General features: G+C 71.9%; 14 protein-coding genes. 10 read left to right on the forward strand and 4 right to left on the reverse strand.

From position 1 onward, the window contains the following. Positions 1-21: 21 nt before the first annotated feature. Both pulA and AB0B58_RS28965 read right to left on the reverse strand, forming a co-directional pair. The gene (gene pulA, locus AB0B58_RS28960; RefSeq protein ID WP_360229922.1) at positions 22-5400 is read right to left on the reverse strand and encodes a pullulanase-type alpha-1,6-glucosidase; all 5379 of its coding nucleotides are present in this window, start codon (positions 5398-5400) and stop codon (positions 22-24) included. 194 nt (positions 5401-5594) lie between these two features. Continuing rightward, on the reverse strand, positions 5595-6431 hold the full coding sequence (locus AB0B58_RS28965) for a siderophore-interacting protein (RefSeq protein WP_360229924.1): 837 nt from the start codon (positions 6429-6431) through the stop codon (positions 5595-5597). Between the two features lie 211 nt (positions 6432-6642). Between AB0B58_RS28965 and AB0B58_RS28970 the strand changes: the two genes are divergently transcribed. Next, positions 6643-7884 carry an FAD-dependent oxidoreductase gene (locus AB0B58_RS28970; protein WP_360229926.1) on the forward strand — a complete coding sequence of 414 codons (1242 nt, stop codon included), beginning with the start codon at positions 6643-6645 and terminating at the stop codon, positions 7882-7884. Continuing rightward, complete coding sequence (locus AB0B58_RS28975) at positions 7881-8081, forward strand: hypothetical protein (RefSeq protein WP_360229928.1); 201 nt, start codon at positions 7881-7883, stop codon at positions 8079-8081. Before AB0B58_RS28970 ends, AB0B58_RS28975 begins: the two co-directional genes overlap by 4 nt. A gap of 6 nt (positions 8082-8087) precedes the next feature. Here AB0B58_RS28975 and AB0B58_RS28980 read toward each other — a convergent pair whose 3' ends face one another. After that, on the reverse strand, positions 8088-10427 hold the full coding sequence (locus tag AB0B58_RS28980; RefSeq protein WP_360229930.1) for an FdhF/YdeP family oxidoreductase: 2340 nt from the start codon (positions 10425-10427) through the stop codon (positions 8088-8090). Positions 10428-10598: 171 nt separating this feature from the next. Here AB0B58_RS28980 and AB0B58_RS28985 point away from each other — a divergent pair, with 171 nt between their 5' ends. Together AB0B58_RS28985 and gabT are read left to right on the forward strand one after the other, a co-directional pair. Continuing rightward, positions 10599-12035: a gamma-aminobutyraldehyde dehydrogenase gene (locus AB0B58_RS28985; RefSeq protein ID WP_360229932.1), complete on the forward strand. Its 1437-nt coding sequence runs from the start codon at positions 10599-10601 to the stop codon at positions 12033-12035. 2 nt (positions 12036-12037) lie between these two features. Further along, positions 12038-13321: a 4-aminobutyrate--2-oxoglutarate transaminase gene (gene gabT, locus AB0B58_RS28990; protein WP_360229934.1), complete on the forward strand. Its 1284-nt coding sequence runs from the start codon at positions 12038-12040 to the stop codon at positions 13319-13321. On the opposite strand, the gene AB0B58_RS28995 is transcribed toward gabT, so the two are convergent. Further along, positions 13295-14500, reverse strand: a complete 1206-nt coding sequence (locus tag AB0B58_RS28995) for a saccharopine dehydrogenase C-terminal domain-containing protein (RefSeq protein WP_360229936.1) — start codon at positions 14498-14500, stop codon at positions 13295-13297. The genes gabT and AB0B58_RS28995 overlap by 27 nt on opposite strands. A gap of 235 nt (positions 14501-14735) precedes the next feature. On the opposite strand from AB0B58_RS28995, the gene AB0B58_RS29000 reads away from it, so the two are divergent. From AB0B58_RS29000 to AB0B58_RS29025, 6 genes are all read left to right on the forward strand, one after another. After that, positions 14736-15191, forward strand: coding sequence for an Lrp/AsnC family transcriptional regulator (locus tag AB0B58_RS29000; RefSeq protein ID WP_360229938.1), 456 nt, complete (start codon positions 14736-14738; stop codon positions 15189-15191). Next, a complete protein-coding gene (locus AB0B58_RS29005; RefSeq protein WP_360229940.1) occupies positions 15188-16558 on the forward strand; it encodes an aspartate aminotransferase family protein in 1371 nt (456 codons plus the stop codon). The genes AB0B58_RS29000 and AB0B58_RS29005 overlap by 4 nt, the downstream gene beginning before the upstream one ends. Further along, positions 16543-17856 (forward strand): FAD-dependent oxidoreductase, encoded by a 1314-nt coding sequence (locus AB0B58_RS29010; RefSeq protein WP_360230013.1) that lies wholly within the window; start codon positions 16543-16545, stop codon positions 17854-17856. Before AB0B58_RS29005 ends, AB0B58_RS29010 begins: the two co-directional genes overlap by 16 nt. 96 nt (positions 17857-17952) lie before the next feature. After that, positions 17953-18162: a hypothetical protein gene (locus AB0B58_RS29015; protein WP_360229942.1), complete on the forward strand. Its 210-nt coding sequence runs from the start codon at positions 17953-17955 to the stop codon at positions 18160-18162. Then, on the forward strand, positions 18155-18874 hold the full coding sequence (locus AB0B58_RS29020; protein ID WP_360229944.1) for a BNR repeat-containing protein: 720 nt from the start codon (positions 18155-18157) through the stop codon (positions 18872-18874). Before AB0B58_RS29015 ends, AB0B58_RS29020 begins: the two co-directional genes overlap by 8 nt. A gap of 121 nt (positions 18875-18995) precedes the next feature. Beyond that, on the forward strand, positions 18996-20351 hold the full coding sequence (locus tag AB0B58_RS29025; protein WP_360229946.1) for a glycoside hydrolase family 43 protein: 1356 nt from the start codon (positions 18996-18998) through the stop codon (positions 20349-20351). Positions 20352-20415: the final 64 nt, after the last annotated feature.

Below are 20415 nucleotides of genomic sequence, written 5' to 3' on the forward strand. Positions count from 1 at the left end.
ACGTCCACCGGACGCGCCCGCTCAGTTCTGCACGAAGACCGCCGTCGTGCGGGCCGGCACCCGGAAGGTGCCGGTGGCCCGGTCGAACGAGGCCGGCTCGTGCTGTGCCGGGTGCAGTCCCACAGCCGCGCTCCGCAGCGCCGGCACGGTCTGCGTCGCCTGCGCCGCGGTGGCGTTGAAGACCACCGTGACCGACTTCCAGCGGCGGTCCAGCCCGCGGCCGTCCAGGTGCATCGTGATCACACCCGGGGTCTCGGCCGTGCCCGACAGCGGGAACGACAGCCGCTTCTGCACCTCCGCCGCCGTCGGCAGCCCGAAGACCGGCGACGACTTACGGATCTCCAGCAGCTCGCGGTAGCGGGCGTCGGCGAGGTTCACCGCGTCGCAGCCCGGCACCAGCTTCGCGTCGGCCAGCAGCGGCTTGGCGTACGACCACTTGGGCTCGTTGTCCGCCGCCGGCGGCAGGCCGCGGCCGAAGCCGTTGCCCTTGGTGCAGTCCCACCCGATCTGGTTGAACCAGTCGCCGGAGTTGAACGAGTTGCGGTCGAGCGACTTCGAGCGCAGCCGTTCGCTGCCCGCGGTGACGAAGCCGGCGCCCTGGCCGAGCGCCGTGGTCGCCAGCGCCACGGACTGCATCTTCGCGCGGTCCAGCGCCGGCGTGGCCTGCGGCAGTTTGTACGCCAGCGCGTCGTACAGGATCTCGTTGTCGTGCGCGTCCACGTAGGTGATCGCCTCGCCCGGCGCGGCGGTGTAGCCCGCCGGTGACCCGTTGTAGTCGACCTGCGCGCCGGTGACCGGCTTGCCCGCGCTCGAGGTGAACCGGTACCCCGCCAGGTTGCCGCTCAGGCCCACCTTGATCTGGTCCTGGTAGCGCAGCAGCCGGGCCTTCTGCTCCGCGGGTGTGCCGTTGACCGGGTCACCGTTGGGCTCGGTGAACAGGCCGGAGGCGAAGCCCTGGATGCGCGGGTTGCCGTCGAACGGGCCGCCGCCGCGTACGGCGTCGCGGAGCCGGTCGTTGAACGTTCCGACGCCGGTGCCGGCCATGTTGGCCTGGGTGGCCTGCACGAAGCGGGCGTCGCCGGCGACCTCGCCGAAGTCCCAGCCCTCGCCGTACAGGTAGATCTTCCGGCCGTCGACGCCGTCACGCGCCGGCGTGAGCTTGTCGAGCGCGGCCCGCACGGCCAGGATGTTCGCCTTCGGGTGGTGGCCCATCAGGTCGAAGCGGAAACCGTCGACCTTGTACGCCTTCGCCCAGGTGACGATCGAGTCGACGACGAGCTTGCCCATCATCGTGTTCTCGGGCGCGGTGTTGGCGCAGCAGGTCGAGTTCGCCACCGTGCCGTCCTCCAGCAGGCGCTGGTAGTAGCCGGGGACGATCTGGTCGAGCACCGAGTGCGGGTCGGTGCCGGCCGCCGACGTGTGGTTGTAGACGACGTCCATGACCGTGCGCAGGCCGGTGCCGTTGAGCCCGGCGACCATCTGCCGGAACTCTCTCGTACGCGCGGCCGGGTCGACGGCGTAGCCGCCCTCGGGCGCGGTGTAGTGCAGCGGGTCGTAACCCCAGTTGAAGCCGTCCTGCGCGGCGACCGCCGCGACGCACTTCTGCTGCTCGTCGGAGTCTGGCGGCAGCTTCGCGAGGTCGCAGGCCGGCTGCTTCTGGTCGGCCCGCCGCTCGGGAATGGTGGCGAAGTCGAACACCGGCAGCAGGTGCACGTGGGTGGTGCCCGCCGCCGCCAGCGACTTCAGCTGCTTCATGCCCGCGGTCCGGGGGTCGGTGAAGGCGCCGTAGGTGCCGCGCCGCGCCGCCGGGACCGTGTCGTCCGCGATGGAGAAGTCCCGGACGCTCAGCTCCGAGATCTGAATCCGTCCCGGGGTGTACGCGGGCTTGCGCAGCCCGGACCAGCCGGCCGGGGCGAGCACCGGGTCGGTCAGATCGGTGATCCGGCTGTGCGTCGAGTCGGCCGACAGGTCGACCGAGTACGGGTCGGTCACCGACGCCGTCACGACCTTGCCCGCCGCCGGCTGCCACGCGGTGACCCGGTACCGGTAGTACTTGCCCTTCCAGCCCTTCGGTCCGGTCGCCGACCACACGCCGGTCGCGGCGTCGCGGGTCATCGGCACCGGCTTCGCGGTCGCCGCCGGGTCGTCGAAGATCTCCAGAGCGACGGTACGGGCGGTGGGTGCCCAGACGGCGAGCGTCGGCCGCCCGCCGCTGAAGGTCGGCCCGAGGTCCGCCTTGGCCGCCTTGGCGTACACGTCGTCGAGGGCGCCCGCGAGCTGCACGCCGGTGGCGGAGAGCAGCTTGCCCTCGGCGTCGCGTTCGGTGACCGCGACCTGGCCGCGCAGCACGTCCTTGAGCCCGGGCACGTCGTCGAGCCGGAACGCCGGGTACTGCCACAGGTGCGGGTTCTTCGCGCGCTGCGCCTCGGTGAGGCCGTTGCGCCGGGCGCCGAGCCGGATGCTGCGGTGCGCGCCGGCCAGGTCGCCGTCGACGATGCTCAGGCCGCCCTCGGGGGCGTACACCAGGTCGTAGACGCGGCCGTCGGTGCCCGCGCCGACCGGCTCGAGCGTCGTGCCGGTGCCGGTCCTCCAGGCGATCGTCTCCCGGTCGATCCAGACGGCGTTCGACTTGCTCAGGTCGGCGACGCCGCCGCCGGCCTTGCGCACCACCGGCAGCAGCCGGTCCGGTACGCCGGCGAGCAGCCACACCTCGCGCCCGGCGGCGGCGAAGTCGAGCCGCTGGTCGTCGGGCAGGTCCTTGGTGTCGCCCTTGTGGATGATGTAGTTCAGCCCGGTGGCGCCGGCCGCCAGCGGCACCCGGAACGTCACGCCGAACTCGTCGGTCGAGGCGGGCTGCAGCGGCGAGGCCCAGTCGGTCGGGCTGGCCGCGCCGGACCAGACGTGCATCCCCCAGCCGGCGTGGTCGCCGTCGGCGCGCCGGTAGTGGATGACCGCCGTGTTCGGGTCCTGCTCGGCGGCGGGCCCGGTGGTGACGATCGCCGGATCGCCCTGCTTGAGCCAGATCTCGGGCGTCTTGGCCGGGTCGAGGAAGCGGTCCGCCTCGACGTCCTTGACGCCGTTCTTGTCCACCACGATGAACCCGACGTTCTTGGCGCCGGGCTTCAACTTCACCCAGGCGAAGCGCCCGTACGCGTCCACGCCGTCGAACGGCTGCCCGGCGGGCCAGGTGGTGGCGGCCGACGGGTCGATGTCGCCGAAGGCGTACAGGCCCCAGTCGTCGTAGTCGCCCGCGGGACGCTGGTAGTGCACGATCGCGTAGTCCGGCCCGGCGGTGGTCGCCGGCGTGCCGACCTTGATCTGCGTCGAGGTGGTGGCGAGGCGGCCCCTGCTGTCGCGCACCACCGCCTTGTACTTCACCGCGGTGCCGCCGGCCAGGCCGGTCAGGTCGTGGTAGATCCGGTACGGCGCGCGGTCGGCGGTGCCGAGTGGCTTCCACGGCCCGTTGCCGACCTGCGCGGCGAAGGTGACCGTCGAGCGGGGGTCGCCGGTGGTCTCGGCGGTGAGCTCGGCGCGGGTGGGCACCAGCGCACCGGCCGCGGGCGCCGTGAACTTCACGGTCGGCGCCGCGGAAGGCGCGACGATCGGCTTTCCGGCCTTGAGCACGACCGCCGACAGCGCGGGGACCCGGACCGTCAGCTTGCCGTCCGCGCCGGTGGCGGCCGGGGCCGCGCCGCCGTAGATGCCCTGGAAGGAGGCGTTCGGCGTCCAGGTGTCGACGGTGACGGTCTGCGCGGTGGTCGCGTTGTTGGCCGCGACCACGTACTCGGTGTGGTTGCGGCGGTCGATCCGCGAGGTGGCGAAGACGCCGGGGCCGTCGGCCGCGTACCGGGTGACCTGCAGCCCGTCGACGAGCGCGGGGTGGCCCTTGCGCACCTCGCCGAGCGACCTGATGGTCTGGTAGATCGGGTGGACGCTCTCGTAGTTGGCCACCGCGTGGGTACGGTCGGTGCCGATCAGGTCGTCGTCGAGGTACTCGGCCGTCTTCGTCGCGAACATGTCCTGCCGGGCGTCCTTGTCACCGCCCGGGCCGGTGAAGCCCTGCTCGTCGCCGGAGTAGACGACCGGCTGGCCGCGGGTCAGGAACATCAGCTCGTGTGCGAGCTGGTCGCGGCGCAGGTAGGTGGCGGGGTCGGCGGAGCCGCCCTGCACGAAGGAGCCGATCCGGCCCATGTCGTGGTTGCCGAGGAACGTCGGCAGCCGGTCCGCGCCGGTGTCGGGTGCGGTGTAGAGGTCGTCCTTCGCGTAGAGGTCGGACAGCGCCTTCGCCGGGCCGCCGTCCGCGGCGAACGACTTCGCGGCCGCCTGGAAGGAGAAGTCGAGGGTCGCCGGCAGGCCGCCGCGGCGCACGTAGGTCGACTCGACCTCCTGGTCGGCGCTGTACACCTCGCCGAACATGAAGAAGTCCTTCTTGCCGGCCTTGCGGGCGGCGGCGTCGATGCCGTCGGCGAACCGCGGCCAGAAGTCGAGGTTGGTGTGCTTGACCGTGTCGAGGCGGTACCCGTCGATGCCGGTCTTCGCGATCCAGTCGCCGTAGATCTTCGTCATGCCCTGTAGGACCTCGGGCCGCTCGGTGAACAGGTCGTCGAGGCCGAAGAAGTCGCCGTACTCGCTGTCCTCGCCGACGAAGGTCGAGTCGCCGCGGTTGTGGTACATCGCCGGGTCGTTGAGCCAGGACGGCGACTTGACCCGCGCGTCCTTCGCCTCGATCACCGGCGTGTACGGGTACGACGCGTCGTTCAGCTTCGGGAAGGCCCGGGTGCCGTCGGCGTAGTTGCGGTCCTCGAACGGGCGCCCCTGCGCGTCGGCGTACGGCGAGGTCGGCTTGTCGATGTAGTCGTACTTGTCCTCCGCGTACTTGATGACGTCCGCGGTGTGGTTGACGATGATGTCGAGGTAGATCTTCATCCCGCGCTTGTGCGCGAGCTTGACCAGCCGCTCGAGGTCCGCGTTCGTGCCGAAGTGCGGGTCGACCTGGGTGAAGTCGGTGATCCAGTAGCCGTGGTAGCCGGCCGAGATGTCGGAGCCGCGGCCCTGCACGGGACGGTTCTTGAAGACCGGCGCGAGCCAGATCGCGGTGGTGCCCATCCCCTGGATGTAGTCCAGGCGGTCGATGATGCCCTGCAGGTCGCCACCGTGGTAGAAGCCCTTGTCGGCGGGGTCGTAGCCGGTCGAGAGCCGGTCGCCGGACAGCCCGCCGTTGTCGTTGGCGGGGTTACCGTTGGCGAACCGGTCCGGCAGGACGAAATAGAACTGCTCGGTTGGTCCGGGCCGCTGGTCGAAGCCCCAGCTCGCGAGCGCCGCCGCGGTCGGCTCGGCGCCGCTCGCCGCGCGCGCGGGCACGGCGGAGGCCACCGGGAGCAGCACCGCGAGGATCAGCATGACGACGAGGCTCAGACGACGTCTGAGCAGCAAAATTTCCACATTGAGGCCTTCCGATGGGTGGCGACGGACGCACGCTAACCCCCGGCGGATGACCCTTGCAAGACTTTGCAGCAACTGTCGCGTAATTACATCGCATCGCCACGGAAACAATATGGACAACTTGGTCGGATCCCACGGCGGCCCGCCGCCGGCTACGCCGCCCCGGCCTCCTGCTCGGCCTCGACCTGCTGGTTCCATTCACGCTTGGTGGACTGCCAGCCGTCCTCGTTCAGGCCGCGCCGCCAGTAGCCGGAGATGGACAACCGGGACATCGGCAGGCCGCGCTCGACCCGCAGCAGTGCGCGCAGGTCCTTCACGAAGGTCGCCTCGCCGTGCACGAACGCCTGCACCTCGCCGGCCGGGAAGTCCAGCGCGCGCACGGCCGGCACCAGCAGCTCCCCGTGCGGCCGGGCGCCGCGGTGCAGCCAGGTGATCTCGGCGTCGGCGGCCGTCTCCAGCTTCTGCTCCTCCGCCGGGTCCTCGACCTCGATGAACGCCTTGACCCGGGCGCCGGCGGGCATGCCCTCGAGGGCGGCGGCGATCGCCGGCAGCGCGCTCTCGTCGCCGGCAAGCAGGTGCCAGCCGGCGTCCGGGTCGGGCGCGTAGCCACCGCCGGGTCCCATGAAGCGGACCGGGTCGCCGGGCCGCGCCCGGGCCGCCCACGGTCCGGCGATGCCGGCGTCGCCGTGCACGACGAAGTCGATCCACAGCTCCGGCACCTCCGGCAGCCAGCGGCGGACCGTGTACGTCCGCACCACCGGCTGCTGCTCACGCGGCACCGTCTCGCGGATCACGGCCAGGTCGAACGGCTCCGGGTAGGTGACGCCGGGAGGCGGGAAGTACAGCTTGACGTAGTGGTCGGTGAACTCGCCGGCGCTCATCGCGGCGAGGCCGGCCCCGCCGACCACGATCCGGACCATGTGCGGGGTGAGCGGCTCGACGCGGGTGACTTCCCCGATCCTCGCTGCCCGGAGCGGCCTGTTCGCCATGAGAACACTTCCCTACTGGGTGTCGGTCCGGGTAAGGCTACCCTTACGAAACCGCGAGCAAGGCGAAGAACCCCCCGACCGCCCGCCGGGCCTGGAACCGTCGATTCCTGCCCCTACGGGCAACCCGCCCGTACGCACCATCCGGGCACATCGGGAATGACCCGGACGCGACCGCGCAAGTCGTGGGATGGTGTCCGGATAGGAGGGTGCCATGACCGTGGACCGCACGTTCGTCATCGCCGGCGCCGGACTCGCCGGCGCGAAGGCCGCCGAGACCCTGCGCACCGAGGGCTTCACCGGCCGGATCGCGCTGATCGGCACCGAGGACGAGCCGCCGTACGAACGGCCGCCCCTGTCCAAGGGACTGCTGCTCGGCACGGCCGAACGCGCCGACGCCTACGTGCACGACCCCGCCTGGTACGCCGAGAACGACGTGGAGCTGCGGACCGGGACCACCGTCGGCGCCATCGACCCCGAGAAGCGCCGGGTACGCCTCTCCGACGGCGACGACCTCGCCTACGACCGGCTGCTGCTGACCACCGGCGCCTCGCCCCGGCCGCTGGCCGTGCCCGGCGTGGGGCTGGGCAACGTGCTCACCCTGCGTACGCTCGCCGACTCGGACCGGATCTCCGCCGCCGTACGCGCGGGCACCCGGCTGGTCATCGTGGGATCCGGCTGGATCGGCCTCGAGGTGGCCGCGGCCGCCCGCGGCCGCGGCGCCGAGGTGACCGTGGTGACGCCCGACGCCCTGCCGCTGCTCAACGTCCTCGGCGACCGCCTCGCGGAGGTGTTCGCCCGGCTGCACCGCGCGCAGGGCGTCGACTTCCGCTTCGGCACGCAGGTCCGCGAGCTGCGCGGCGGCACCGACGTCTCGCAGGTGGTGCTGACCGACGGCACGGCCGTTCCCGCGGACGTGGTGCTGGTGGCGATCGGCGTCGCCCCGAACACCGGCCTCGCCGACCAGGCCCGGCTCCCGGTCGACAACGGCGTGCTCGTCGACCGGCAGCTGCGCACCGCCGACCCGGACATCTTCGCCGCCGGGGACGTCGCCAACATCGACCATCCGCTGCTGCACACCCGGATCCGCGTCGAGCACTGGGCCACGGCGCTGAACACCGGCCCGGTGGCGGCCCGCGCGATGCTCGGCCAGGACGTGGAGTGGGACCACCTGCCGTACTTCTTCACCGACCAGTACGACCTGGGCATGGAGTACGCCGGCTGGGTGCCGCCCGGCGCCGGCGCCGAGGTGGTCGTCCGCGGCGACGAGCAGGGAGCCGAGTTCATCGCCTTCTGGACCGTCGGCGGCCGGGTCGCGGCCGGCATGAACGTCAACGTGTGGGATGTGACCGACCAGATCCAGGACCTGGTCCGGGCGGGCCTGCGGGGCGAGCGGGTCGACCCGGCCCGGCTGGCCGACCCGGACGTGCCGCTGGCGGAGGTGTCGGTGTCATGAGCGAGGCGCTTACCCGGCTGCTGCGGTGGGAGGAGTCCGGCGGGAACTGGCGGGTCCTCGTGCGCACCCCGGACGCGGTCGAACTGGCCCTGCTCACCTGCGACGCGGGTGAGGAGGTCGACCGGCTGCTCACCGCCGACCCGGCCGTGCTCGAACACCTCGGCGACCGTACCCGCTCGGAGCAGGAGGCGGGCTGACCGCGGCTACGGCGCGGGCGCGGACGCCGTGACCTCGACGATCAGGTGCTTGGTCAGCGGCTGGTCGCTCTGCGGGCTGTTGTCGGTCAGCGCGCACAGCACGTTCAGCTCCGGCATGTATCCGGTGACGCTGCCCCTCGGGGTGTCGTAGCCGACCGCCCGGTAGCCCCAGACCGTCCGGGTGCTGCCGTCGCGGGCGTGGCTGGTGATGTCGATCAGGTCGAACTCGCCCAGGCCACGCTCCGCCATGTCCTCGCGGTTCATGAACAGCAGCGTGCGTAGGTTCTTGACGCCCCGGTAGCGGTCGTTGTCCGAGTAGATCGTGGTGTTCCACTGGTCGTGTGAGCGGACCGTGGACAGCATCAGCCGCCCCGCCGGGGGCACCACGTCCGGCATCGGCGACGGGTGGAACTCCGCCTTGCCCGAGGCGGTGAGCCAGACCCGCTCGCGGGCGGGCTGGGCCAGCCGGAAGCCGAGCGGCTCGCGGACCCGGCGGTTGAAGTCCTCGAAGCCGGTCAGCGCCCGGGACATCACGTCGCGGATCCGGTCGTAGTCCTCGGCGTACAGCTCCCACGGCGTCGCCGAGGCGGGCAGCGTGGCCCGGGCCATGCCGCACAGGATCGCGCACTCGGAGCGCAACCGCGGCGACGCGGGCTTGCGCTTGCCGTACGACAGGTGCACGTAGCTCATCGAGTCCTCGACCGTGACGCCCTGCTCGCCGGTCGCCCGCACGTCCTTCTCCGTGCGGCCCAGGCACGGCAGGATCAGCGCGCGGCGCCCGTGCACCAGGTGGCTGCGGTTGAGCTTGGTGCTCACCTGCACGGTCAGGTCGGTGTTGCGCAGGGCCGCGAAGGTGGCCGCGGTGTCCGGCGCCGCCAGGGCGAAGTTGCCGCCGAGGCTGACGAAGACCTGCACCGCGCCGGACGCCATCGCCTCGATGGTGGCGACCGTGCCGAGCCCGTGCTCGCGCGGCGAGACGATGCCGGTGGCCGCGTCGTGCTTGGCCAGCCACTCCTCGGTCGGGTGGTGGTTGACCCCGCAGGTGCGGTTGCCCTGCACGTTGCTGTGCCCGCGGATCGGCGACGGCCCGGCGCCGCGGCGCCCGATGTTGCCGCGCAGCAGGAGCAGGTTGATGATCTCGCGCATCGTGTCGACGCTGTGCTCCTGCTGGGTCAGGCCCAGGCACCAGGCGATGATCGTGCGCTGCGACGCGATGTACCGGCCGGCCAGGTCCCGGATGACCTCCTCGGCCACCCCGGACTGGTGGACGATCTCGTCCCACCCGGTGTCGTCGACCAGCTTGCGGTAAGCCTCATAGGCGTCGGTGTGCCGGTCGATGAAGTCCTGGTCGACGGCGTCCTGCTCCAGCACCACCTTGGCCAGGCCGCGCAGCAGGGCCAAGTCGCCGCCGATGCGCGGCTGGACGTTCATGGTGCCGGTCTTCGTGGCACGCAGGGTGCCCATCGAGACGAAGTCGTGCGGCACGATGGTGCGCTTGCTCGCCGCCTCGATCAGCGGGTTGACGTGCACGATCTCGGCGCCGCGCCGGGCCGCCGCGGCCAGCGAGGTGAGCATCCGGGGCGCGTTCGAGGCGGCGTTGACCGCCATCAGGATCAGCAGGTCCGCCGACTCCCAGTCGTCGAGGTCGCAGGTGCCCTTGCCGGTGCCGATCGCCGCGGTCAACGCCCGGCCGCTCGCCTCGTGGCACATGTTGGAGCAGTCGGGCATGTTGTTGGTGCCGAACTCGCGCACCCACAGCTGGTAGAGGAACGTGGCCTCGTTGCTGAGCCGGCCGGAGGTGTAGAAGGCCGCCTCGTGCGGGCCGGCGAGGCCGCGCAGGGCGTCACCGACCAGGGCGTACGCGTCCTCCCAGGAGATCGGCACGTACCTGTCGGTCGCCGGGTCGTAGCTCAGCGGCTCGGTGAGCCGGCCCTGGTTCTCCAGGTCGAAGTCGTTCCAGCCGTTGAGCTCGGTGACCGTGTGCTCGGCGAAGAACCCGCCGTCGACCTTCTTGCCGGTCATCTCCCACGTCACGTGCTTGATGCCGTTCTCGCAGACGTCCAGGTGCAGGCCGGCCCGGTCGTCCGGCCAGGCACAGCCGGGACAGTCGAAGCCGTCCTTGCGCCCGCTGAGCTTCAACTGGTTCATCTTGAGGATCGCGCGCGGGGCGGCGAGCGGCTCGCGGGCGGCGGCGACGACGCGGCCGACGCTGCGGGTGGCGCCCCAGCCGGCCGACGGGTGGTCGTCGTCGCGCCGGGAGTAGTCGCCGCCGCGGCCGGGCCCCCGCCCGGTCGCGGGCGTACCCGGGGAACCCTGACCCAACCGGTCTCCAGGAATCTCCGTCATGACTGCTCCTTTCGGCCCCGGCGGACGCGTCTGCCACCACGCTTGCACGCCCGCCGCAAGATAGCCAACCGCGCTCGGCCGGCGACGGAAACAGTTGTCTTTGGGTCTTGTCTGCTGCGGATTCGGTGAAAAGATGTCTCCGCGAGGCGTGATATCTCTGCGGGAGGCCGGATGACCACGAAGAGCGTGCTGACCAACTTCATCGGCGGGGCCGCGGTCGAGCCGGTCGAGGGGCGCTACGAGGACCTGATCGACCCGTCGACCGGCGAGGTGTTCGCCGCCGCGCCGGTCTCCGGGCGGGCCGACGTCGACAGGGCCATGGAGGCGGCCGCCGCCGCGTTCGGCAAGTGGCGGGACACGACCCCCGCCGAGCGCCAGCGCGCCCTGCTGCGCTTCGCCGACGCCGTCGAGGCCCGCGCCGACGACCTCGTGGCCGCGGAGTCGCGGAACACCGGCAAGCCGCTCGGGCTCACCGCCAGCGAGGAGCTGCCGCCCGCGATCGACCAGATCCGGTTCTTCGCGGGCGCGGCGCGGCTGCTCGAGGGCCGCTCCGCCGGTGAGTACCTGACCGGCTACGAGAGCTACGTGCGGCGCGAGCCGGTCGGCGTGTGCGCGCAGGTCACGCCCTGGAACTATCCGCTGATGATGGCGGTGTGGAAGCTGGCGCCCGCCATCGCGGCCGGCAACTCGGTGGTGCTCAAGCCCTCCGACACCACGCCGGTCACCACGATCATGCTGGCCGAGATCGCCGCCGAGTTCCTGCCGCCGGGCGTGCTCAACGTCGTGGCCGGCGACCGCGACACCGGCCGGGCGCTGGTGTCGCACCGGACCCCGGCGATGGTCTCCATCACCGGATCGGTGCGGGCCGGCATGGAGGTCGCCGCCGCGGCCGCCGCCGACCTCAAGCGCACCCACCTCGAACTGGGCGGCAAGGCCCCGGTGGTGATCTTCGACGACGCGGACGTCGAGGCGGCGGCCGCGGCCATCGCCGAGGCCGGCTACTTCAACGCCGGCCAGGACTGCACCGCCGCCACCCGGGTGCTGGCCGCACCGGGCGTGTACACCGACTTCGTCGCGGCCCTGGCCGAGCAGGCCCGCGGCACGCGCACGGGCCCGCCGAGCGACGCGGACGTGCTCTACGGCCCGCTGAACAACGCCCGGCAGCTGGACCGGGTCGGCGGCTTCATCGACCGGCTGCCCGATCACGCCAGCCTCGACGCGGGCGGCGCCCGGGTGGGCGAGCGGGGCTACTTCTATTCGCCCACCGTCGTGTCGGGGCTGCGGCAGAGCGACGAGATCGTCCAGGACGAGGTCTTCGGCCCGGTGATCACCGTCCAGCGGTTCACCGACGAGGACGAGGCGGTGCGCTGGGCCAACGGCGTCGAGTACGGCCTGGCCTCCTCGGTCTGGACCGCCGACCACGGCCGGGCGATGCGGATGACCCGGCGCCTCGACTTCGGCTGCGTCTGGGTCAACTGCCACATACCCTTGGTCGCGGAGATGCCGCACGGCGGGTTCAAGCACTCCGGCCACGGCAAGGACCTCTCCGTGTACGGCCTGGAGGACTACACCCGAATCAAGCACGTCATGCACAGTCTCGGGGGCTGACGATGACCTCAGCGGAGCTGCACAAGCGCCGCGGCGCCGCCGTCGCCCGCGGGGTCACCTCCGTGATCCCGTCCTACGTGGACCACGCGGCCGGCGGCAGCCTGCACGACGTCGACGGCCGGGAGTGGATCGACTTCGGCTCCGGCATCGCGGTGACCAGCGTCGGCAACTCGGCGCCCCGGGTCGTCGCCGCCGTGCGCGAACAGGTCGAGCGGTTCACGCACACCTGCTTCATGGTCGCGCCCTACGAGTCCTACATCGCCGTCTGCGAGCAGCTCGCCGCGCTGACACCGGGCACCTTCGACAAGCGGGCGGCGCTGTTCAACTCCGGCGCCGAGGCGGTGGAGAACGCGGTCAAGATCGCCCGGCATGCGACCGGGCGGCAGGCCGTGGTGGTGTTCGACCACGCGTACCACGGGCGTACCAACCTGACGATGGCGCTGACCGCCAAGTCGATGCCGTACAAGCACCGGTTCGGACCGTTCGCACCGGAGGTGTACCGGGCGCCGATGTCGTACCCGCTGCGCGACGGCGGCCTGTCCGGTGCGCAGGCGGCGGCGCGGGCGATCGACGTGATCGAGAAGCAGGTCGGCGCCGCCAACGTGGCGGCGGTGCTGATCGAGCCGATACAGGGCGAGGGCGGCTTCGTGGTGCCGGCGCCCGGCTTCCTGCCGGCGCTGGCCGCCTGGGCACGCGACGCCGGCGCGGCGTTCATCGCCGACGAGATCCAGACCGGCTTCTGCCGCACCGGCTCGTGGTTCGCCTGCGATCACGAGGGGGTCGAGCCCGACCTGGTGACGACAGCCAAGGGCATGGCCGGCGGGCTGCCGCTGGCCGGCGTGGTGGGCCGCGCCGAGCTCATGGACGCGGTGCACCCCGGCGGGCTGGGCGGCACGTACGGCGGCAACCCGATCGCCTGCGCGGCGGCCCTGGCGGCCATCGAGACGATGCGCGAGCTCGACCTGAACGCCGCGGCGGCGCGGATCGAGGGCTGGTTCCGGCCCCGGCTGACCGCCCTCGCCGCGGACGACCCGGGCATCGGCGAGGTCCGCGGCCGCGGCGCGATGCTGGCGGTCGAGCTGGTCAAGCCCGGCTCGATCGACCCGGACCCGCTGCGCACCGCGGCGGTGGCCCGGGCCTGCCACGCCGCCGGGCTGCTGGTGCTGACCTGCGGCACCTATGCGAACGTGCTGCGCTTCCTGCCGCCGCTGGTGATCTCCGCCGACGACGTGGCCCGGGGGCTCGACATCCTCGCCGGATCACTGCTCGCGCATGGCCCAGGGTGAGCCGTACTCGACCAGCTTGTCGAGGAAGGGCACGGCGTCGAAGGCCTCCGGGCCCAGGACGCCGGCGCCCCGCCACACCCCGGCGGCGAGCAGTTCGAGGGCGATGACCGGGTTGACGGCCGTCTGCCAGACGACGGCCTGCGACCCGTACTCCCGCATGGACCATTCGTTGTCGACGACGTGGTAGAGGTACACGGTCAGCGGAGCGCCGTCGCGGTCCACGCCGGTGACCAGCGTGCCCGCGCAGGTGCTGCCGGTCATCCGGTGCCCGAGCGCCGCCGGGTCGGGCAGGCAGGCCGCCACCACGTCGCGCGGCGACACCGAGACGCCGCCGACCCGGACCGGCGCCGTGCGGTCCAGCCCGAGCTTGCGCAGGGTCTTCAGGACGTCGATGAACTCCTTGCCCAGCCCGTACTTGAAGGTGACCCGCCGCGCGTCCACCCAGCGCGGGATGAGCAGCACCTCCTCGTGCTCGACGTGCACGCACTCGACCTCGCCGATGCCGCCGGGGAAGTCGAAGACCTCCGGCTCGCTCAGCGGCTCGGTGGTGAACCACCCGCGGTCCGCCTCCCAGATCACCGGCGGGTTGAGGCACTCCTCGATCGTGGTCCACACCGAGAACGAGGGCGCGAAGTCGTAGCCCTCGACGACCAGGTTGCCGCCGTCGCGGATGCCGATCTCGTCGATGCGGGAGAAGAGGTGATCGGCCGCGTACCGGGCGAAGACGTCGGACAGGCCCGGCTCCACCCCCATGCCGACCAGCGCCAGCCGGCCCTCGTCCAGCCACCGGCCGGCCGCGGCGAACTGCTCGTCGCCCAGCTTGACGCCCGTCCGGGAGTACGGCTCGTCGGCGTGCGGGCGCGACAGCGACATGGCCATGTCGAGGTAGTGCGCGCCGGCCGCGTACGCGCCGTCGAAGATCGGCATGACGAAGCGCGGGTCGACGGCGTTGAGCACGTGGGTGATGCCGTGTTCCCGGCAGAGCGCGGCGACGGCCGGCGCGGACGACGCGTCGAGCCGCGCGGCGGCGAAGCCCCGCGATTCCAGGCCGGCGACGGCCGCCTGCGCGCGGGAGAGGTCGTAGTCGGCGACGACGAAGCGCTCGAAGAAGTCGCGGCGCGCGGCGATGCCGACGGCGGCGGCACCCACGCCGCCGGCGCCTACGAGCAGTACACGCATGACAACGCCCCTCCGCGCAACAAGCACCGAAAACGTGTTACGAGCACGTTAGCGCAACGGAAACACTTGTCAACCGGCCGAAAATCTGCGATAAACGTAGTTCCGAGGCGCCTCGGCGCCCGCCTCGGGACTCGACGCCACGCCGAGGAGGTCATCGCGACGGAATCACGGGAGTGACCGGAACCCGCCAACGGATTCCGTTGCCATTCCCCTCCCCACAGGCCAGAATCGCTGCGTGACGGACCTGGCCCTGGACGATGTCAACAAGCAGATCATCGAGCACCTGCAGCGCGACGGACGCATGTCCTACGCCGGGCTCGCCAAGATCATCGGGTTGTCGGAGGCCGCCGTCCGGCAGCGCGTCCAACGCCTGCTGGACGGAGGCATGATGCAGATCGTCGCGGTCACCGACCCGCTGATGCTGGGCTTCGCCCGGCAGGCGATGGTCGGCGTCCGGGTGACCGGTGACCTGCGCCCGGTGGCCGACGCCCTCGCCCAGATACCGGAGGTCGACTACGTCGTCTACTGCGCCGGCGGCTACGACCTGCTCGTCGAGCTCGTCTGCACCGACGACGAGCACCTGCTGACGCTGCTCAACGACTCCATCCGTGCGGTGCCGGGCGTCACCGGCACGGAGACCTTCATGTACCTCAAGCTCGCCAAGCAGACCTACGCGTGGGGGACCCGATGACCGACGAACTCTCCGCCTCCGCCCGGGACCACCTGTGGATGCACTTCACCCGGATGTCCTCGTACACCGGCGCCGGCGCCGCCGAGGTGCCCGTCATCGTGCGCGGCTCGGGACCGTACATCTGGGACCAGCAGGGCCGGCGCTACCTGGACGGGCTCTCCGGCCTGTTCGTCGTGCAGGCCGGGCACGGCCGCACCGAGCTCGCCGAGGCGGCGTCCAAACAGGCCTCGGAGCTCGCCTACTTCCCGCTCTGGTCCTACGCGCACCCCACCGCGGTCGAGCTGGCCGAGCGGCTCGCCGCGCTGGCACCCGGCGACCTGAACCGGGTCTTCTTCACCACCGGCGGTTCCGAGGCCGTCGAGAGCGCGTGGAAGCTGGCCCGCAGCTACTTCAAGCTGGCCGGCAAGCCGATGAAGACCAAGGCGATCTCGCGGACCATCGCGTACCACGGCACCACCATGGGCGCGCTGTCGCTCACCGGCCTGCCGCTGATCAAGCAGGAGTTCGAGCCGCTCGTGCCGGGCGCGCTGAAGGTGCCGAACACCAACTACTACCGGCGCCCCGACCCCTCGATGAGCGAGGAGCAGTTCGGCGTCTGGGCCGCGGACCGCATCGCCGAAGCCATCGAGTTCGAGGGCCCGGACACGGTGGCCTGCGTGTTCCTCGAGCCGGTGCAGAACGCCGGCGGCTGCTTCCCGCCGCCGCCCGGCTACTTCCAGCGGGTCCGCGAGATCTGCGACCGCTACGACGTGCTGCTCGTCTCCGACGAGGTGATCTGCGCGTTCGGCCGGCTCGGCGAGTACTTCGGCTCCGCCCGGTACGGCTACACCCCCGACATCATCACCTGCGCCAAGGGCCTGACCTCCGGGTACGTCCCGCTGGGCGCGATGATCGCCTCCGAGCGCCTGGTCGAGCCGTTCCTGACCGGTGCGAACTCGTTCTCGCACGGCGTCACCTTCGGCGGGCACCCGGTGGCGTCCGCGGTCGCCCTGGCCAACCTCGACATCTTCGAGCGCGAGGACCTCAACGGCCATGTCCGGGCCAACTCGGCGCTGTTCCGGTCGTACCTGGAACGGCTGACCGACCTGCCGATCGTCGGCGACGTCCGCGGCGACGGCTACTTCTTCGGCATCGAACTGGTCAAGGACAAGGACACCAAGGCGACGTTCGACGCCGACGAGTCCGAGCGGCTGCTGCGCGGCTTCCTGTCCCGCGCGCTGTTCGAAAGCGGTCTGTACTGCCGCGCCGACGACCGGGGCGACCCGGTCATCCAGCTCGCTCCCCCGCTGATCTGCGAGGAGGAGCACTTCGCCGAGATCGAGCAGGCGCTGCGCTCGGTGCTCACCGAGGCCTGGACCCGACTCTGAGCGAGTCCTACTGGCTGGCCGCGGCGCGGGAGCCGGCCGCCGCCCGGGCGCCGCTGCCCGGCGACCGCGACGTGGACGTCGCGATCGTCGGCGGCGGGTACACCGGGCTGTGGACCGCGTACTACCTGGCGCGGGCCGATCCCGGCCTGCGGATCGCGGTGCTGGAGGCCGAGTACGCGGGCTTCGGCGCGTCGGGCCGCAACGGCGGCTGGTGCTCCGGGCTGTTCCCGGTGCCCGCCGGCGCGCTGGCCCGCCGGCACGGACGCGCCGCGGCGACGGAGATGCACCGCGCGCTCGCCGCGAGCGTGGACGAGGTGGGCCGGGCCGCCGCGGCCGAGGGCATCGACTGCTCCTTCGCCAAGGGCGGGACCGTGGCGCTCGCCCGTTCGGCCGCCCAGCTGCGCCGCGCCGAGGCGCAGGCGCGGGAGGCCGCGGAGTTCGGCCTGGACGTGCGGCTGCTCGACGCCGCCGCGGCGACCCGGATCTGCGGCGCGTCCGGCGTCCGCGGCGCCGCCTTCAGCCCGGACTGCGCCTCGCTGCAGCCCGCGGCCCTGGTCCGCGGCCTGGCCACGGCGGTCGAGCGCGGCGGCGTCGCGATCTACGAGGGCACCCGGGCGCTGCGGCTGTCGCGCGGGTCGGTGGTCACCGACCGCGGCACGGTACGCGCGGACGTCGTGCTCCGTGCCCTGGAGGGCTACACGTCCGGGCTGGCCGGCCACCGCAGGGCGCTGGCACCGGTGTACTCGCTGATGATCGCCACCGAGCCGCTGCCGCCCTCGGCGTGGGAACGGATCGGGCTGGCCCGGCGGGAGACGTTCACCGACCACCGGCACCTGATCGTCTACGGTCAGCGCACCGCCGATGACCGTCTCGCGTTCGGCGGGCGCGGCGCGCCGTACCACTTCGGTTCGCGGGTGCGCCCGGCGTACGACCGGGAGCCGGCGGTCTTCGACGCGTTGCGCCGGGCCCTCACCGACCTGTTCGGCATCGACCCGCCGGTCGCGTACCGGTGGGGCGGCCCGCTCGGCATCCCCCGGGACTGGATGCCCTCGGCCGGGCTGCGCGACGGCCTCGCCTGGGCGGGCGGCTACGTCGGCGACGGCGTCGCGGCGGCCAACCTGGCCGGCCGGACGCTCGCCGACCTGATCACCGGCGCCGAGAGCGACCTGACCCGGCTGCCCTGGGTCGGGCACCGGTCCCGGCGCTGGGAACCGGAGCCGCTGCGCTGGCTCGGCATCAACTCCGCCCGGCGCGCGACCGCGCTGCGGGACCGGTGGGAACGCGCCGGCGGCAGCTGACCCCCGCGCTTGAGGTTTCCGGCGAATAAAGGTGCAGATGGCGGGCGACCGGCCGATGGAAGGGCCGAGAGTAGATCATCTGGACAGGAGTACAGCATGGCGGTAGACAACATCGGCCCGGCGAATTCGACTGGTTCCGCCGCGCGCGTCGAGTTTCAGCGGTTCCAGCAGAAGCTGGCCTCCGACCTCGCCGAGAAGGCCGCCCAGAAGGTCGCCGCCGCGGACAAGGAAGCGGTCACCAAGACCGACCTGAAGGCGCTGGAGGAGCGGCAGGAGAAGACGGGCACGCTGGACATGCTTGTCTGACCCGCCGGGTACACCCCGCGCGGCGCGCCCGCGCGGGGTCGGCGTGTCCCGGGGCAAGCTGCCGTCCGGCCCCTGGCAGAACCTGCGGCTCACCGACTACGCGACCACCTCGACGGACTCCCACAACACCATCAGCATCGGCGTCTCCCGGCAGGACGGCACGGTGAACCTCGCCTTCGACATGCACTCCTCGGCGCTGCGGTACCGCAGATCCGTCGCCGGGCTGGCCACCTCGCCCGACACCGCGGCCTGGCAGGCGAGCGGTTTCGGCGCGGTGCAGTCGACCCTGACCGGGGCGGGCATGCCGACGCTGACCTACCCGCAGTTCCTCACCACCCCCGCCGGCGCCCTGCAACTCGCGCTGCGGACCGGCACCAGCGGCGCCGGCGACGAGGTCCTCTACGAGTACGCGTCCGGGGCGTGGACGTCCGTCGGCCGGTTCATCGACGGCACCACGGCGAACAACAACGCTTACCTGTTCGGCATCGAGTACGACTCGACCGGGCTGTTGCACGCGACGTGGACGGTGCGCGAGACCTCGAACGTCAGCACCAACCACGACCTGTTCTACGCGTACAGCAGGGACAACGGGCGCACCTGGCGGAACAACGCCGGGTCGGTGGTCGCGACGACCGGCGGCGTGCTGAGCATCTTCGCGCCGCGCTACGGCGGCAGCCGGATCGACGTGCAGGACTGGGCGGTCCGCCCCTGACGGCACCGGGCCACATCTTGACGTGGATCGATGTAATGCGCTGAGATGAACGCCATCAACCGCACGGCACGACCCCGGCAGTTCGCGGCCGCGATTGTTAGCGGTCACATCAGGAGGAAACGTGAGGAACGTCAGCCTGCACCGACGAGTCCTGGCCGCCGCGCTGAGCGGCCTGGCGGCCGGCACTGCCTGGGTCGGGCTGGGCGAAAACCCCGCCGGCGCGGCCGGGCCGGCACCGCACTACCTGATGACCGCGTTCACCAACTCCAGCGAGTCCAACATGTACGTCTACGACTCGCCGAACGCCACGGACTACAGCCTGATCCGGGCGAACGCGTACACGCCGCCGTCCGGGCTGATCCGCGACCCGAGCATCATGCGGCACACCGACGGCTACTACTACATCGTCTACACCACGAACTGGACCGGGAACACGATCGGCTTCGCCCGCAGCACCGACCACGTGAACTGGACCTTCCTGCGCAACGTCACCGTCGGGCTCAACGGCTCGACGGGCAGCACCTGGGCGCCGGAGTGGTTCAAGGACACCGACGGCAGCGTCCACGTCATCTTCTCCGCGTCGACCGCGGGCACGGCGGGACAGTTCCAGCCGTACCGGATCACCGCGACCAGCGGGGACCTCTCCACGTGGAGCGCGCGGGCCGCGATCGGCATCCCGGCCAACCACATCGACACCTTCGTCGTGCGGTCCGGCGGCACCTACCACGCGTTCCTCAAGAACGAGACCACCAAGTACATCGAGCACGCGACGGCGGCGTCGCTCACCGGGCCGTGGACCTTCACCGGCACGGGCAACTGGGCGGGCTGGGGCTCCGGGCTCGAGGGCCCGGCGCTGGTGCAACTCCCGTCGGGCGCCTGGCGGCTCTACTTCGACCAGTACGGTGCGGGCCACTACTACTACGCGGACAGCACCGACCTGAACACCTGGTCGGCGAAGACCGAGCTGCCCGGGCTCTCCGGCACCGTCCGGCACTTCACCGTGCTGCGCGAGAACGTCGGCGACAGCACCGCCGTGCCGACCGGGAACCGGTCGCTGCGCTCGGCGAACTTCCCCGACCGGTACGTGCGGCACCGCGACGGCCTGGGCTACCTCGACCCGCTGAGCGCGGCGAGCGGCGCCGCCGACCGGCAGGCCGCCACCTTCACGATCGGCGCCGGGCTGGCCAACGGCAGCTGCTACTCGTTGCAGTCGATCAACCCGGCCGGCCGCTACCTGCGCCACTACGACAACCGCCTGGTGCTGGCGGCGAACGACGGCACGGCGAACTTCCGCAACGACGCCACCTTCTGCGGCCGCGCCGGGCTCTCCGGCACCGGTACGACCTCGTTCGAGTCGTACAACTACCCCGGCTTCTACCTCCGCCACTACAACTACGAGCTGCGCATCGACCGCAACGACGGCGGAGCCACCCTCAGGGCGGACGCGTCCTTCACCGTGACGGCGCCGCTCGGGTAGCGGCGCGCCCCAACGTCCGGCCGCAACCGTGCGCGCCCCCACGCGCCCGGTTGCGGCCGGCGTC

Source organism: Actinoplanes sp. NPDC049118 (assembly GCF_040648555.1).
Lineage (GTDB): Bacteria > Actinomycetota > Actinomycetes > Mycobacteriales > Micromonosporaceae > Actinoplanes.